The sequence below is a fragment of the Salipiger sp. CCB-MM3 genome (genome assembly GCF_001687105.1).
Lineage (GTDB): Bacteria > Pseudomonadota > Alphaproteobacteria > Rhodobacterales > Rhodobacteraceae > Salipiger.
The window spans coordinates 320,397-336,228 of the sequence record NZ_CP014596.1 but is presented as its reverse complement, the minus strand read 5'-3'; the positions used below and the strand labels follow the sequence as shown (position 1 = coordinate 336,228).

Annotated in this window: 14 protein-coding genes; 4 read left to right on the top strand and 10 right to left on the bottom strand. The window is 65.5% G+C overall.

Annotation, left to right across the window (positions count from 1 at the left end; all coding sequences use genetic code 11):
* Positions 1–352: 352 nt before the first annotated feature.
* The 7 genes from AYJ57_RS15425 to AYJ57_RS15395 all read right to left on the bottom strand — a co-directional run bounded on the left by AYJ57_RS15425 (position 353) and on the right by AYJ57_RS15395 (position 8,106).
* Entirely contained in the window at positions 353–1,498 is a 1,146-nt protein-coding gene (locus tag AYJ57_RS15425; RefSeq protein WP_066107892.1) for an iron-containing alcohol dehydrogenase, read from the bottom strand.
* Complete coding sequence (locus tag AYJ57_RS15420; RefSeq protein ID WP_066107889.1) at positions 1,495–2,874, bottom strand: aldehyde dehydrogenase family protein; 1,380 nt, start codon at positions 2,872–2,874, stop codon at positions 1,495–1,497. The genes AYJ57_RS15425 and AYJ57_RS15420 overlap by 4 nt, the downstream gene beginning before the upstream one ends.
* A gap of 10 nt (positions 2,875–2,884) precedes the next feature.
* A complete protein-coding gene (locus AYJ57_RS15415) occupies positions 2,885–4,249 on the bottom strand; it encodes a glutamine synthetase family protein (protein WP_066107884.1) in 1,365 nt (454 codons plus the stop codon).
* A gap of 116 nt (positions 4,250–4,365) precedes the next feature.
* A complete protein-coding gene (locus AYJ57_RS15410) occupies positions 4,366–5,403 on the bottom strand; it encodes a TRAP transporter substrate-binding protein (RefSeq protein WP_066107881.1) in 1,038 nt (345 codons plus the stop codon).
* A 57-nt stretch (positions 5,404–5,460) separates the two neighbouring features.
* Positions 5,461–6,786, bottom strand: coding sequence for a TRAP transporter large permease (locus AYJ57_RS15405; RefSeq protein ID WP_066107878.1), 1,326 nt, complete (start codon positions 6,784–6,786; stop codon positions 5,461–5,463).
* Positions 6,786–7,382, bottom strand: coding sequence for a TRAP transporter small permease subunit (locus tag AYJ57_RS15400; protein ID WP_066107875.1), 597 nt, complete (start codon positions 7,380–7,382; stop codon positions 6,786–6,788). Before AYJ57_RS15400 ends, AYJ57_RS15405 begins: the two co-directional genes overlap by 1 nt.
* On the bottom strand, positions 7,375–8,106 hold the full coding sequence (locus tag AYJ57_RS15395; RefSeq protein ID WP_083191316.1) for an N-formylglutamate amidohydrolase: 732 nt from the start codon (positions 8,104–8,106) through the stop codon (positions 7,375–7,377). The genes AYJ57_RS15400 and AYJ57_RS15395 overlap by 8 nt, the downstream gene beginning before the upstream one ends.
* Positions 8,107–8,297: 191 nt before the next feature.
* Between AYJ57_RS15395 and AYJ57_RS15390 the strand changes: the two genes are divergently transcribed.
* The 3 genes from AYJ57_RS15390 to AYJ57_RS15380 all read left to right on the top strand — a co-directional run bounded on the left by AYJ57_RS15390 (position 8,298) and on the right by AYJ57_RS15380 (position 11,240).
* The gene (locus tag AYJ57_RS15390; protein WP_066107869.1) at positions 8,298–9,167 is read left to right on the top strand and encodes a MurR/RpiR family transcriptional regulator; all 870 of its coding nucleotides are present in this window, start codon (positions 8,298–8,300) and stop codon (positions 9,165–9,167) included.
* A 571-nt stretch (positions 9,168–9,738) separates the two neighbouring features.
* The gene (locus AYJ57_RS15385; protein ID WP_066107866.1) at positions 9,739–10,476 is read left to right on the top strand and encodes a GntR family transcriptional regulator; all 738 of its coding nucleotides are present in this window, start codon (positions 9,739–9,741) and stop codon (positions 10,474–10,476) included.
* A complete protein-coding gene (locus AYJ57_RS15380; RefSeq protein ID WP_066107863.1) occupies positions 10,473–11,240 on the top strand; it encodes an SDR family oxidoreductase in 768 nt (255 codons plus the stop codon). Before AYJ57_RS15385 ends, AYJ57_RS15380 begins: the two co-directional genes overlap by 4 nt.
* 37 nt (positions 11,241–11,277) lie before the next feature.
* Here the strand turns inward: AYJ57_RS15380 and AYJ57_RS15375 are convergent, their stop codons facing one another.
* Positions 11,278–11,946, bottom strand: coding sequence for a class I SAM-dependent methyltransferase (locus AYJ57_RS15375; protein ID WP_066107859.1), 669 nt, complete (start codon positions 11,944–11,946; stop codon positions 11,278–11,280).
* 448 nt (positions 11,947–12,394) lie between these two features.
* Here AYJ57_RS15375 and AYJ57_RS15370 point away from each other — a divergent pair, with 448 nt between their 5' ends.
* The gene (locus tag AYJ57_RS15370; RefSeq protein WP_066107856.1) at positions 12,395–12,844 is read left to right on the top strand and encodes a DUF4168 domain-containing protein; all 450 of its coding nucleotides are present in this window, start codon (positions 12,395–12,397) and stop codon (positions 12,842–12,844) included.
* An 82-nt stretch (positions 12,845–12,926) separates the two neighbouring features.
* Here the strand turns inward: AYJ57_RS15370 and AYJ57_RS15365 are convergent, their stop codons facing one another.
* Together AYJ57_RS15365 and lepA are read right to left on the bottom strand one after the other, a co-directional pair.
* Positions 12,927–13,625, bottom strand: a complete 699-nt coding sequence (locus tag AYJ57_RS15365; protein WP_066107852.1) for a hypothetical protein — start codon at positions 13,623–13,625, stop codon at positions 12,927–12,929.
* 126 nt (positions 13,626–13,751) lie between these two features.
* The gene (gene lepA / locus AYJ57_RS15360; RefSeq protein WP_066107849.1) at positions 13,752–15,554 is read right to left on the bottom strand and encodes a translation elongation factor 4; all 1,803 of its coding nucleotides are present in this window, start codon (positions 15,552–15,554) and stop codon (positions 13,752–13,754) included.
* Between the last annotated feature and the right edge of the window lie 278 nt (positions 15,555–15,832).

Below are 15,832 nucleotides of genomic sequence, written 5' to 3'. Positions count from 1 at the left end.
CGCCCGTGTACGCCACCCTTGGGGGCGGTGATGTCATCGCGCGCCATAAGGCGCCGTTGCGGCAGCTTGTGCAAGGGGGGCTATGGCGCGTGTGGGACCGATGCGGAGGCGGGCGAGCGCCTGCCCGTGGGGTGGCGCTGCTGCGCTTGAGGTCTTGGGTTTATACCGGCCAAGTCCGTGAAGCGTCCGAACGCCGTCCTTCGTTGCAAAAGCGCCAGCCCGCCGGGACGGGCAGGCGCTTGCCCGGCGGCTTCGCCTTGATTCCGGGCCAGATGCGCCCTCTTGAAACGCAAAGAGCCGGAGCTTTCGCCCCGGCCCTTGGAGTTCAGATAAGCCCGGTCACTTAGCCCGGTCACATCGCCGCGCGGAACAGCGCCTCGAGGTTCTCTTCGGTCAGCTCGATCGGGTTGCCGCCGCAGGAGGGATCCTTGATCGCGCCTTTCACCAGCTCGGGGATCGACGCTTCGGTCACGCCGAGCGCGGTCAGCCCCTTGGGCACGCCGAGGCTGTCGTTAAGTTCGTCCACGAAGGCGCAGAACCCGTCAAAGCCACCCTCGATGCCGAGATAGCCCGCCGCCTTGTCGAAGCGCTCGCGGATCGCATCCGCGTTGAACTTCAGCACGGCAGGCATGCAGACCGCGTTGGTGGTGCCGTGGTGAGTGCCGAAATGCGCGCCGATGGGATGGCTCATGGCGTGGATCGCGCCGAGGCCCTTCTGGAAGGCGGTGGCCCCCATGGCGGCGGCACTCATCATCTGCGCGCGCGCCTCGATGTCGGTGCCATCGGCATAGGCGCGGGGCAGGTAGTCGATCACCAGCCGCATGCCCTCGAGCGCGATGCCCTGCGACATGGGATGGTAGTGCGGCGAGGAGAAGGCCTCGACGCAATGAGCAAAAGCGTCGAGCCCGGTGCCGGCGGTGATCGCCTTGGGCATGCCGACGGTCAGCTCGGGATCGCAGATCACCACGGCGGGAAGCATCTTGGGGTGGAAGATGATCTTCTTCTCATGGGTTTCGGAGTTGGTCAGCACGCCCGCGCGCCCGACCTCTGAGCCGGTGCCCGCGGTGGTCGGCACGGCGACGATGGGGGCGATGGCGGCGGCGTCGGCGCGGGTCCACCAGTCGCCGATATCCTCGAAATCCCAGACCGGGCGGCTTTGCCCGGCCATGAAGGCCACGCATTTGCCAAGGTCGAGGCCGGAGCCGCCGCCGAAGGCGATCACCCCGTCATAGCCGCCCGCGTTATAGGCCTCGACGCCCGCGGCAAGGTTGCGCTCGTTGGGGTTGGGATCGACGTCGGCGAAAAGCCCGCATTCGAGCCCCGCGGTTTCCAACACCGCGATGGTGCTTTCGGTGACCGGCAGGGCAGCAAGGCCGCGGTCGGTGACCAGCAGCGGCTTGGTGATGCCAGACTGCGCGCAGGCGGCGGGCAGTTCCGCGATGCGGCCCGCGCCGAACTTGATGGCGGTGGGGTAGGACCAATTGGCGGTGAGGCTCATTTCGTCACCTTCTTGAGATGGTAGGATTTGGGGCGGGTGAGGTTGTGATAGCCGATGACCGACAGGCCGCCGCCGCGCCCGGTCTGCTTGCAGCCGGTCCAGCAGAGGCCCGGATCGAGGTAATCGGCGCGGTTCATGAAGATGGTGCCGGTTTCGATGGCATCGCCTACGGCCTGCGCGCGCTCGACGTCCTGCGTCCAGAGCGAGGCGGTGAGGCCGAAGGGGCTGTCGTTCATCAGGGCGATGGCCTCGGCGTCGTCCTTGACGGGCATGATGCCCACGACCGGGCCGAAGCTCTCGTCGCGCATGACGCGCATCTCGTGGGTGACATTGGTGAGGATCTGCGGCGTCAGATAGGCGCCGCCATCGTCCTCGGGGAGGGTGTCGATATGCGCCTTGGCGCCCATCTCCAGCGCCTCTTTGATCTGCGCGCGCACCTCATCCGCGAAGCGCACGTTGGCCATCGGGCCGATGGTGGTCGCCTCGTCGAGCGGGTTGCCGAGCTTGTAGCCTTTGACTACCGCCACGGCCTTCTCGACGAAGGCGTCGAAGAGGCTTTCGTGCACGTAGATCCGCTCGATCCCGCAGCAGCACTGGCCGGAGTTGAACATGGCGCCGTCGATCAGCGTGTCGACCGCCGCGTCCACATCCGCATCCTCCATCACATAGCCCGGATCCTTGCCGCCAAGCTCCAGCCCGAGGCCGGTGAAGGTGCCCGCCGCAGCGCGTTCGATGGCCTTGCCGCCGCCGACCGAGCCGGTGAAGTTGACGAAGTTGAAGGCGCCTTCGGCGATGAGGGCCGAGGTGGTGTCATGGTCGAGATAGAGGTTCTGGAACACCGCCTCGGGCACGCCCGCCTTGTGGAAGGCATTGGCAAGCCGCTCGCCCACGAGCAGCGTCTGCGTCGCGCCCTTCAGAACCACGGTGTTGCCCGCGATGAGCGCCGGGGCCACGGTGTTGATCGCGGTCATATAGGGGTAGTTCCACGGCGAGACCACGAAGACCACGCCATGCGGCACGCGCTTGATGTAGCGCTTGAAGGTGGCATCCTCGCCAACCTCGATGTCCGCCAATGCGCCTGCGGCGATCTCGGCCATATGCGAGGCGCGCTCGTTGAAGCCGCCGAATTCGCCGCCGTAGCGGACCGGGCGGCCCATCATCTGCGCCAGTTCGGGGACGATCTGATCGTTCTGCGCGCCGATCTCGGCGACGCCCTTCATCACCAGCTCGATACGCTCGGCCAGCGGGCGGGCAGCCCATGCGGCCTGCGCGGCGCGGGCCGATGCCGCGGCCTCGCGGGCCATCTCCAGCGAAAGGGTCTCGCGCGAGGCAAAGACCGAGCCGTCGATGGGGGAAATGCAGTTCAGCGTTGTCATAGTGTCCTCTTCACGCTCTCTCGAAGCCGCGCGCCAGCTCGTAGTCGGTGACGGCGCGGTCGAAATCTTGCTGCTCGATGTTGGCGGCATGGGCGTAGTGATCCACCACCTTATCACCGAAGGCGTCGCGCATCATCTTCGAGCCGCCAAAGGCGAGGATGGCGGCGCGCAGGGTGCTGGGCACGTCGGGCACATCGTCCATGCCGTAGATATCGCCCTGTGCCGGGTCGGGCAGTTCGAGCGTCTCTTCGATCCCCGCAAGGCCCGCCGCCAGCTGCGCGGCGCAGGCGAGATAGGGGTTCATGTCCGAGCCGGGGATGCGGCATTCGATGCGCACGCCCTTGCTGTCCTCGCCGACGAGGCGGAACCCGGCGGTGCGGTTGTCGATGCTCCACGCGGTCTTGGTGGGGGCGAAGGTGCCGGGCGCAAAGCGTTTGTAGCTGTTGATATAGGGCGCCATGAACAGCGTCACGTCGGGCGCGTATTTCAGCAGGCCCGCGACGTAATGCTTCATGGTCTGCGACATGCCATGCGCGCCGTCCTTGTCGTAGAAGGCGTTGTCATCGCCCGCGAACAGCGACTGGTGGATATGCGCGGCGCTGCCGACCTTGTCGGCCTGCCACTTCGACATGAAGGTCGCGGCATGGCCGTGCTGGTGGGCGATCTCTTTGACCGCGTGTTTGGCCAGCGCGTGGTGATCGGCGCAGGCCAGCGCGTCGGCATAGCGGATGTTGAGCTCTTCCTGCCCGGTCTCGGCCTCGCCCTTGGTGCATTCCACCGGCACGCCCATGGCATAGAGATGGTTGCGGATCGGCCGCAGCACGTATTCCTCGCGGCTGGTGAGCTGGATGGAATAATCCTGATTGTAGGGCGAGAGCGTCTCGAGATCGCGCCAACCGCTGTGGCGAATCTCGTCGAAGGAGCGAGCGTAGAGGAAGAACTCCAGCTCGGTCGCCATCATCGGAGTGAGGCCCATGGCCTCGGCGCGGGCGATCTGCGCCTGCAGGATCTGGCGCGGCGACTCGAAGGCCGGGGCGTGGGTGTGGTGATCCATCACGTCGCACAGGATCATCGCGGTGCCCTCGAGCCACGGCACGGGGCGCAGCGTCGCGAGATCGGGCTTCATCACATAGTCGCCGTAGCCCGAGGCCCAGCTTGTCGAAGCAAAGCCTTCGGGGGTGCTCATCACGAGGTCTGTCGCCAGCAGGTAGTTGCAGCAATGGGTCTCGTTGATCGCCTGCTCGAGGAAATTCGAGATGTGGAACCGCTTGCCCTGCAGACGGCCCTGCATGTCGATGATGCAGGCAAGCACGGTGTCGATCTCACCGCTCTTGGCGGCATCCTTGAGTTGGTCGAGAGTCATTGGGGCAGCCATTCCGGGGCTCCTTGCTGGGCAGGCCGCGACGGCATCGCGGCATCGTCGTCTCTTGGTTCTACAGAGCTGGCCCCCGCGCAAGATGCGCGGAGGCCGGGTGTCGTAAGGGAAGTGGATCAGAAGGTGTAGGGCGGGCCCGCTTGGTTGATCACGCCGTTGTACTCTTCGAAGATCGACACGACCTTGGCGTGCACTTCGCCTTCCTGCGCGATCTCTTTCCAGAACTCCTTGGCGGCGTTCTCGACCTCGGCCCATTCCTCCGGCGGCACCGAGCGCAGCTGCAGCTTGTCGCCGGTGGCGCGCAGCTTGGCTTCGCCGCCCCAGTACCACTGGTTGCGGTAGGTGTCGGCGGCCTTGATCGCGGACATCACCAGCGTCTTGAGGTGCTCGGGCAGGTCGGCCCAACGCTGCTGGTTAACGAAGATCGAACCGATCCACGCGCCAGAGATGTTGTTGGTGAGGAAGTAGTCGGTCACTTCCGCCCAGCCCACGGTGTAGTCTTCGGTGATGCCCGACCACGCCATGCCGTCAAGCTCGCCGGTCTGCACGGCAACTTCGGCATCCTCATAGGGGATGTTCACCGGCACCACGCCGAACTGGCTCAGGAAGCGGCCAGCGGTGGGGAAGGTGTAGAGCTTCAGCCCGTCGAGATCGGCAAGGCTGGTGATCTCTTTCTTGGTGTTGAAGTTACACGGGTCCTGACCGGCGGCCGAGAGCCACGTGACGCCGACCTTCTCGTACTCGGCGCGCCAGATGTCGGCGAGGCCGTACTGCTCGAAAAGCACCGGCACGTCGAGGATGTGCTTGGTGGCAAAGGGGAAGTAGCCGCCGAAGACGCGCATCGGGGTCGGCGAGGCCATGGAGTCGTCATCCGAGTGCACGGCGTCGATGGTGCCGCGCTGCAGCGCCTGGAACAGCTCGCCGGTGGGCACGATCTGGTCGGCGTAGTAGAGCTCGATCTCCAGCTCGCCCTGTGCGGCGGTGTTGATGTAGTCGATGATCGGCTTGGTCACTTGTTCGCCGAGGGCGGCGCCCGCGTAGGTCTGGAAGCGCCATTTGATCGGTTCCTGTGCGCGGCCGATGGAGGGCGCGGCCAGCGCCGCCGGAGCGGCGAGGGCGGCCCCGCTAAGGATCTTGCGTCGTGTCAGGGTCATCTTGTCTCTCCTGTTGGATGGTTGAAGTATGCGCCCCTCTTTGCGGGGGTCTCTTTTTTACTTGTCGTAAACCAGGTCCGGCAGCCAAAGGGCGAGCTCGGGGAAGATCATGATGATGGCAAGCACCACGGTCATCACACCGACGAAGGGGATGATCGAGGTGTAGATGTCGCGCAGGCCGATCTCGGGCGGGGCCATGGCGCGCATCAGGAAGAGGTTATAGCCGAAGGGCGGTGTCATATAGGCGATCTGGCAGGTGATCGTGTAAAGCACACCGTACCACACCAGATCGAAACCGAGCGCCCCCACCAGCGGCACATAGAGAGGCGCCACGATCACCAGCATTGCCGTGTCGTCGAGGAAGGTGCCCATGACGATGAAGCTCAGCTGCATCAGGATGAGGATCATCCACGGCGAGAGGCCCAGCTTTTCGGTGAACAGCGTCTCGATGGCGTTGACCGCGCCCAGCCCGTCGAACACCGCGCCGAAGGCGAGGGCGGCAAGAATGATCCACATGAACATGCACGACACGCCCAGTGTCTGCCGCACCGAGGTCTCGAAGACCTCGCGGGTCATCCGGCCCTTGATCACCGCGGCGAGGAAGGCGGCGATGGCACCGATGGCCGAGCTTTCCACAAGCGAGGTCCAACCGTTGACGAAGGGCACCATCATCACCGCGAAGATGATCAGCGGCAGCAGGCCCGCGCTCAGCAGGCGCAGCTTTTCCGACATGGGGATATCGCGGTCTGCTTTGGGCAGCACCGGTCCGAGCGCGGGATTCAGGCGGCAGCGGATGATGATGTAGATGACGAAGCCCGCGGCCATCACCAGCCCGGGAATGATCCCGGCCAGCCACAGTTGCCCCACCGGCTGGCGCGCGATCATCGCGTAGAGCACCAGCACCACAGAGGGCGGCACGAGGATGCCCAGACTTGACCCGGCTTGGATCACCCCGGTGACCATGCGCTTGTCGTAGCCGCGTTTCAGAAGTTCGGGCAGGGCGATGGTGGCGCCGATGGCCATGCCCGCCACGGAAAGGCCGTTCATCGCCGAGATCAGCACCATCAGCCCGATGGTGCCCACCGCCAGACCGCCGGGCAGCCCGCCCATCCAGACGTGGAACATCTTGTAGAGGTCATCGGCGATCTTCGATTCCGACAGCACATAGCCCATGAAGATGAACATCGGCAGCGTCAGCAGCGGATACCATTTCATCAGCTTGATCGAGGCGGCAAAGCCCAGATCAAAGCCGCCACGATCCCCCCAGAGGAACAGCGCCGCCAGCACGGCGACAAAGCCGATGGCGCCGAACACGCGCTGGCCGGTCAGCAGAAGGCCCAGCATGCCCGAGAACATGACAATAGCGATCAGGTCTTGCGACATCAGATTTCCTCTCCGCGGATGCGGGCGATGTCGCGGAAGAACTCGGCGACGCATTGCAGGATCATCAGCGTGACCCCGAAGCACAGGATGACTTTCACCGGCCAGACGTAGGGACGCCACGCGCTCGGGCTGCGCTCGAGATAGCCCATGAGCTCTCCCGCCGCGTCCGGCCCGCCGGTGACGAAGGCCCAGATCAGCTGGCCGAAGAACTTGAACGGCTCGGTGCCGAAATAGCCAAAGCTATAGGCGGTGGAACTGATCGCTCCCCAGAGCAGCACGCCGAGGTAGAACAGCAGGAACCAGATGGTGATCACATCGACCATCGCCTTGCGGCGCGGCGACCAGTCGCCATAGAAGAAGTCCATCCGCACGTTCGAGCCCATCTGGATCGAATAGGGCCCGCCCAGCACGTAATAGGCGACCATGATGAACTGCGCGGTCTCCAGCGTCCAAAGCGTGGGGGTGAAGAAGGTCTTCGACACCGACGACCAGAGCAGCACGCCGATCAGCACAAAGATTAGATACATGGCGAACCGCCCGATAAGGCGGTTCATCCGGTCGATGATGCGGACATAAGAGACCATGGCCTCAGGCATTGTTCGTCTCCGTAAGTCCAAGCCCCGCCAGCGCTGGGCGCAGCAGGGTCAGCAGTTCGCCGGCGATGGTCTCAATGCCGGTCTCATCGGCCAGCAGGTCGTTGCGGACCTCGATCATCACGTTCGGCAGATCATTCCCCATGCCGTGCAGTTTCAGCGAATGGGTCACCCCGTCCTCGGGGCCATAGGGATCGTTTCGGGCGATGCGGCGACCGGGCAGGCGGGTCGCTTCTTCGAGCATGTAATCGGCGAGACGGCTGTCTTCGTCATGCAGGATGCCGATCTCGACCTCGCGCTGGATGCCGAACCATGTGGGCGTGAAGCTGTGCACGGTGACAAGGGCAAAGGGCGTGCCCAGCGTCTTGCGGGTGACCACGGCGCCGGTCACGGCGGCGCAGAACGGATCGTAGATGTCGCGGGCACGCTGCGCGCGGGCCGCCTCGTCGAGCGCGCGGTTGCCCGGCACATCGACGGTCTCGGTCTTTTCGGGCATTGCCGAGGGCACCTCGGGCGGGCGGTTGAGATCATAGACCAGCCGCGAGACCGCGCCTGCCACCAGCGGCGCATCCAGCGCCTCGGCCATCCGCTCGGCAAGCGCGAGCGCGCCCGGGTCCCATGCGGCGTGGCTCTGCCGGGCGGCTTCGGAAAGGCCGAGCCCGTCGTAGCGTGCGGGAATGGCGTTGGAGGCGTGTTCGCACAGGAACAGGGCCGGGCCTTTTCCCATGGCCCTGCGTACCTCGAATGCGGTCGCGTCCTCTTGCTGCACGGCTGTCCCCCTCGTGTTTGGAAAAACCTTTCCACGAGGCTTGTAATGCGTCAATATTTTTTCAGAGCGGGTTCCCGCAACACCGGGGGGGCGTGAAGTGCCAAGAATATCTGCTCAAATTTTGGACCTCAGACGAAGAGGAGCCGCCGTTGACCAGCCCGACAGGCACCGTGCGCCAGCTCATTCGTGAGCATTACGCGCATCTGACCAACTCGGAGCGCAAGTTCGCGCAGGCCTTGCTCGACGATTATCCCGGCGCGGGAATCGCCTCGATCACCGCTGCGGCATCCAATGCCGGGGTCTCGACGCCGACGGTGGCGCGGATGGTGCAGAAGCTGGGGTTCAAGGGCTATCCGGCCTTCCATGCGGCGCTGCTGTCGGAATTGCAGGCCAAGGTCTCGGGCCCCGAGGCGCGCCGCGCGGTCTGGGCCTCGGAGGCGCCCGAGTCGCATCTGCTCAACCGGTTTGCCGAGGCGGTGACGCAGAACCTGCGCCAGACCTTCGCCAATATCGATGCCGCCCAGTTCGATGCGGCGGCCAAGCGGCTGGCCTCGACCGAGGGGCGGCTCTACGTGGTTGGCGGGCGGATCACCCGGTCGCTGGCGGAATATGCCTTCACCCACTTTCAGGCGATCCGCGCGCGGGTGACGCATCTGACCTCCTCTTCCGCCACATGGCCGCACTATGTGCTGGACATGACCGAGGGCGACACGCTGCTGATCTTCGACATCCGCCGCTATGAAGAGAACCTTCTGCGGCTGGCCGAGATCGCGCGGGCGCGCGGCATGCAGGTGATCCTGATCACCGATCAATGGGCGAGCCCGATCTCCAGCGTTGCCGATCACGCGTTCAATTGCTGGGTCGAGATTCCCTCGGCATGGGATTCCAACATTTCCACGCTGTCGCTGGTCGAGGCGCTGGTCGCCGCGGCGCAGGAAGAGCGCTGGCCCGATGCGCGCGAGCGGTTCGAGCGGCTGGACGAGTTGTTCGAACTGACGCGGCTGTTCAGGAAGCCGTGAGGGGTAGGGCGAGGTGATAGCCGGGTCGGTGCTGGCCCGTGGGTTGGCGCCGCAACGGTTGAGGTCTGCGCTTTATCCCTGGCAAATCCGCGTGACTTCCGAACGCCGTGCAAGGTGGCAAAGCGCCAGCCCGTGGGGACGGGCCGGCGCTGGCCCGGCGGCCTTCGGCCTTGTTCCGGGCAGGCGCTCGCCCGGCTCTTGCCCCAGACAAAAGAAGCCCCCGGCGCTGTGAGGGGCGACGGGGGCAGGCTGGGAGAAACAGGCTCCCTTGGGGTGTGCCATGCGGGCGGTGTCGGAAGGCCAAAGCCTCCGTGCCAGTCGCGGCGCAAGTGATGATCACCTTGCGGCGTCCGGCCAAATCTGGATGTGCCTCAAGTCCGCGTAAGGGTGCGGCAATGTCCTCTCCCGCGCGTCTTTGAAGAGATCACACCAGATTCTGGTGACCCGAGTTCGTGCGGCAGTCTTTCCTCCCTTGCCACGCGATCTACTGTTGCGGTCTTGTCCGTTCTGGTGTGATCTGAGATCACAGTTGCAGAAGGGCTTGGTAAGAGTCAACGGGGAGTTAGGGGACATGGGGCAAATTTCAGAGAATCCGCCGCAGCAACGGCCGCGCACCTTGGCCGATCAGGTGCATGAAACGCTGTGCGAGATGCTGCTTTCGGGTCAACTCAAGCCGCGCGATCGCATTTCGCTGCGCGATCTGGCCGAGCGGCTGGATGTGTCGATGATGCCGGTGCGCGAGGCGGTGAGTCGGTTGGCCGCCAGTGGCGCGCTGCTGGTCGAGCCGAAGCGCGCGGTGCAGGTGCCGCTGATCAGTGCCGCGGAGTTCGAGGATCTGACCGAGATGCGCATGCTCACCGAAGGGCAGGCGGCGCGGCTGGCGGCAGAGCGCGCCTCGCCCGAGCAGATCGAAGAGATTCTGGCGCTGGCGGCGCGGTTCGAGGATCTGCTCGACAGCGCCTATGGCACCGCCGAGCCGGTGGCGGCCAACAAGGACCTGCATTTCGCGCTGTATCGCGCGGCGGGATCGCCGGTGCTTATGGATGTGATCCGCATGCTCTGGCTCAAGGCCGGGCCGATCATCAACTACGACATCGGGGTGAGCAGCCTGCCGCTGGAAGAGGAGATGACGCGCTCGCGCACGCACCATTCGCGCAGCCACCACCGGCAGCTGTGCGAGGCGCTGGAGGCGCGCGACGCCGAGGAGGCGGCGCTGGCGGTGACCGAAGACATTCGCGTGGCCTCGGAACTGATCCGGGCGCGCGCGGAGGAGGAATTGGAAGACAGCAGGAGGAGGTTGTTACCGTGAATTTGGAACTTGAAGGCGCGCGGGTCATCGTGACCGCGGGCGCGCAGGGTATTGGGCGGGCCATCGTCGAGGGGTTTCTGGCCGAAGGCGCGCGTGTGGCCACCTGCGACATCGACGAGGCGGCGCTTGCCGCGCTGCCGGAGGAGGTCTGGCGCCAGCGCTGCGACGTCTCGGACCCGGCGCAGATCGAGAGCTTCATGCAGGCGGCCATCGCCGAGCTTGGCGGTCTCGACGTGCTGGTCAACAACGCCGGGATCGCCGGGCCGACGGGGCCGGTGGAGGAGATCGATCCGGCGGAATGGGAGCGTTGCCTGACGGTCTGTCTCAGTTCGCAGTTCCACTGCGTGCGGCACGCGGTCCCGGCGCTGCGCGAAAGCGGCAATGCCTCGATCATCAACCTGTCGTCCATGGCCGGGCGCGTCGGCTTTGCGCTGCGGACGCCCTATGCGGCGGCGAAATGGGGGGTGATCGGCTTTACCAAGTCGCTGTCGATCGAACTGGGCGGCAGCGGGATCCGGGCAAATGCGATCCTGCCGGGCATTGTCGCCGGTGACCGCCAGCGACGGGTTCTGGAGGCCAAGGCGCAGCGGCTTGGCAAAAGCTTCGACGAGGTCGAAGCGGCGGCGTTTTCCTATACCTCGCTCAAGGAATACGTCGAGCCGCAGCAGATCGCCGACCAGATCCTGTTCCTCGCCAGCCCGCGCGGGCGGACCATCTCGGGGCAGGCGGTGTCGATCTGCGGCGATTGCCAGATGCTCGCGTAACGCGGGCTGCGGTTCAGCTTGCCAGTTCAGCCCGAGTTTACCCCTGGGGCTGGGCTGCCGTATTTGCCGGGCAGGGGGCAATCGCCTCTTCGGTGCGTTCGAGCACCAGCAGGGTCATCATTCCCACCGGCGGCAGCGCCCGCCGCTCGACCAGCCGAAGCCCCGGCGTGTCCAGCACCACCGAGATGTCGAAATCCGAGTGCCAGCCGATGCGGTCGGCGAATTTCGCCGTGCGGCGGGACAGATGCGCCAGCGGCCCCTGTTTGCGGGCGAAATGGTTCGACATGATGAGCTGGCCGCCGGGTTTGAGCACCCGCACCATCTCGCGCATGACGCGCTGGGGCTCGGGCACCACCGAGATCATATGCATGGCCACGACCCGGTCGAAACTGCCGTCGGCGAACTCAAGCTTGCGCGCATCCATACGCTGCAGGGCGGCGATATGCGGAAGCTGCATCCGGGCGACGCGGCGCTTGGCCTGCGCCAGCATCTCGGCGCTGTAATCGACGCCGGTCACCTTCATGTGGCGCGGCAGCAGCGGCAGCGAGAGCCCGGTGCCGACCCCGACCTCGAGCACCGTTCCGCCCTCGGGCCCTTCGACCCGGCGGCAGGCGGCGCGGCGCGCGGCCTGCGTGATGGCTCCGAACGTCTGATCGTAGATCGGAGCCCAGCGGGCGTAGACGGTTGTGGCGGCGCGTGGATCCAAGATGCCCTCCCTGCATCACCGTCCCGAAACACGCGGGACAGTCACGGCATAACATGGCGTTAGCCGGGGCGCGAGGCACAGGACCGCGATTTGGCAGAGGCTTGCCCGCGATCGGGCGCGGCGGCGCGCATTGCTGGCGGCGCGGGATGCGCGTTTCAGCGCGAATGGCGCCTCTTTGGGTGTCCACGCTCCACATGAAAGGGTGGCTCAAGCGGCTGTGATCCGCTGGGCGTCTCACCGCCCGTTTGCCGCCGCGCGCCCGGCGATGTTCCGCGAGCGGGATTTGACGGGCAGAGCGCCGCCGCCGCCATGGCGGCCTGACGGCAAGTCCTTGCCAGATCATCGGGTTTTGGCGCGGCGGGCTTTGAAACGACCGGGTTTGGCGACTAGCTCAGCCTCAACGCCGCGGGATACCCCCGCGTCGACAGGCAAACGGAAGGAGACTTCTATGAAACTCAAGTCGACCCTGCTCAAGTCCACTGTCATCGCAGCGCTGGTTGCGGCCCCCATGGCTTCGGTGATGGCGCAGACCGCCACGCCCGAAGCCCCCGCAGAAGCCCCGGCGCAAAGCCAGGCTCCGGTCGAGACTCCGGCACCGGCGGCTGATTTCAGCGACGAGCAGCTGACCGCCTTTGTCGATGCCGCCACGCAGGTGCAGGCGGTGCAGCAGGACTACATGATGCAGATCGAGGGCGTGGAAGAGCCCGAAGGGAAGCAGAAGCTGGTCGAGGAAGCGCAGGCCGAAATGGCCGACGCGGTGAACGAGACCGACGGCATGGACGTCAACACCTACAACGAGATCGGTCAGGCGGCGCAGGCCGACCCGCAGCTCAACGAGCGCATCATGGCGATGCTGCAGGAGCGCACGCCCGCCAGCCCCGAGACAATGACTGAGTGACCCCCCTCACATACCGGTCATTGCGAGCCGTCCCTTCGGGGGCGGCTCTTTTCGTGCGGGGGGAGGCGCATTTGGCTGCGCCTCACTCTAGCGGCGCGGCCTCTTCGATTTGCGTTTCGATCTGCGCCTCGGGCAGCGCTTCGCTGGGCGCATCATCGGGCACAAAGACCACCCGGCCGATCTTGCGGTTCGGCCCCCAGTTGCGGTGCTTGAGCATGCCGTCGACGATGTAGAGATCCTCGATCTTATAGGCGGCGCGTGTGCCGGTCTCGTCCTGCACCTCGATGAAGGGCGTCAGCGTGTCTTCTTCGAGACGGAAAAAGCGCGGGTCGGCATGGGCCTCGAAGTCGCGCATGATCATCAGCACCGTGTCGTAATCGGTGATGCGCTCGTCGACGAAATAGGCGCAGGTGGCCTCATAACCCGCGCCGCCCGCGCCGAGGATCAGCGCCGGAACCCAGATCGCCGGGTTGGCCGCCGCCGCGGCTGCGGCCGCGCCGCCACCCTCCAGCAGCCCCGCCGCGCCGCCCGAGGCGGCCAGCTTGCCGCCCAGCAGCGTGAGGCCGCTGGTGGCGTTGACCAGCGTGTAAAAGCCGCCTTCGCCCGTCGTGCCGGTCACCTGCCGGGCCGCATCGGTCGCGGCGCGCGCAGCATCGCCCACGGCGTCGCCGACCAGCCGGCTGGGCCGGTAGTCGCAGATCGCGGCGGACAGGGAGGCGGTGGAGACCAGCAGCGCCACGGTGGCGCCCACGCAGGGTCTCAGGATCTTCGGTGCGGGCATCGGAAAGCTCCCATGCAGATGGCGGTGAAGAGGGGATGTAGCGCGGCCCCGCGCGGGGCCCAACGTGAAAGGCCGGGGCGCATTCGCCCCGGCCTTCCGTTCCATACCAAACCGGGATGCCCCGGGTCAGCTGTCCATCTTGAGTGCGGAGATGAAGGCCTCCTGCGGGATCTCGACCTTGCCGAACTGCCGCATCTTCTTCTTACCGGCCTTCTGCTTCTCGAGCAGTTTCTTCTTCCGCGTGGCGTCGCCGCCGTAGCATTTGGCGGTCACATCCTTGCGCATCGCCGACAGGGTCTCGCGCGCGATCACCTTGCCGCCGATCGCAGCCTGGATCGGGATCTTGAACATGTGGCGCGGGATCAGCTCTTTGAGCTTCTCGCACATGGCGCGGCCGCGCATCTCGGCGCGCTCGCGGTGCACCATCATCGCCAGCGCGTCGACCGGCTCGTCGTTCACCAGGATCGACATCTTCACGAGGTTGTCCTCGCGGTAGCCGATCATGTCGTAATCGAAAGAGGCATAGCCCTTGGTCACCGATTTCAGCCGGTCGTAGAAGTCGAAGACCACCTCATTGAGCGGCAGATCGTAGACCGTCATCGCGCGCCCGCCCACATAGGTCAGGTCGAGCTGCAGGCCGCGGCGCTCTTGGCACAGTTTCAGCACGTCGCCGAGATACTCGTCGGGCACCATGATGGTGGCTTTAATGCGCGGCTCTTCGATGTGATCCACGGTCGACATGTCGGGCATGTCGGCGGGGTTGTGCAGGTCGCGGCGCTCGCCGTCCTTGGTGTAGAGGTGGTAGATCACCGACGGCGCGGTGGTGATCAGCTCGATGCCATACTCGCGCTCGAGACGGTCGCGGATCACCTCGAGGTGCAGCAGCCCGAGGAAGCCGCAGCGGAAGCCGAAGCCGAGCGCCGCCGAGGTTTCCATCTCGAAGGTGAAGGACGCGTCGTTCAGCGCCAGCTTCTCGATGGCGTCGCGCATGTCTTCGAAGTCATTCGCATCCACCGGGAAGAGCCCGCAGAACACCACCGGCACCGAGGGTTTGAAGCCCGGCAGCGGGTCGGCGCATTGCTTTTTCTCGTGGGTGATCGTGTCGCCGACGCGGGTGTCGCGGACCTGTTTGATCGAGGCGTTGAGATAGCCGATCTCGCCCGGGCCGAGTTCCTGCACGTTGGTCATCTTGGGGCGGTAGACGCCGACATCGTCGACATCATAGGTGCCGCCGGTCTTCATCATGCGGATGCGGTCGCCCTTCTTCAGCACGCCGTCGATGATCCGCACGATACAGATCACGCCGAGATACTGGTCGTATTTGGAATCCACCAGCATCGCCTTCAGCGGCTTGTTGCGGTCGCCCTCCGTCGGGGCGGGCAGGCGCTGCACGATGGCTTCCAGCACGTCGGGGATGCCGACGCCGGTCTTGGCCGAGATCAGGCAGGCGTTGGAAGCGTCGATGCCGATCACATCCTCGATCTGCTCTTTTACCCGGTCGGGTTCGGCGGCGGGCAGGTCGACTTTGTTGAGCACCGGCACGATCTCATGATCGGCGTCGATGGCGGTGTAGACATTGGCCAGCGTCTGCGCCTCGACCCCCTGCGTGGCGTCGACCACCAGCAGCGAGCCTTCGACCGCATGCATCGAGCGCGCGACTTCATAGGCGAAGTCGACGTGGCCGGGCGTGTCGATGAGGTTCAGCACATAGGTCTCGCCGTCCTGCGCCGGATATTCGATGCGGACGGTGTTGGCCTTGATGGTGATGCCCCGCTCGCGCTCGATATCCATCGAGTCGAGCATTTGCTCCTGCATGTCGCGTTCGGCGACGGTGCCGGTGAGCTGAATCAGCCGGTCGGCCAGGGTGGATTTCCCGTGGTCGATGTGGGCAACGATGGAGAAGTTACGGATATGCGCGAGATCGGTCATGATTGGGTCGATATGTAAGGGTTTTCGCGCCCGGTCAAGCCCGCGCGCGCGGGCCTTCGCGGCGTCACGCCCCTCGCGGTGGCAACGCGCTGCCGCCCCGCCGCCCCCGGCGCACGATCGCCCGCCGTTTCAGCACCGCGCGCGCAGCGCGCCGGCACCCGTTCCCACGCGCTCTGTATGGGCGCAAACCCCCATGGCGCAAGGCTAGCCCCTTCTTCTCTCTGACAAATACGCCGGGGGTGAATTGGCCGCAGGCCAAGAGGGGGCAGCGCCCCCAA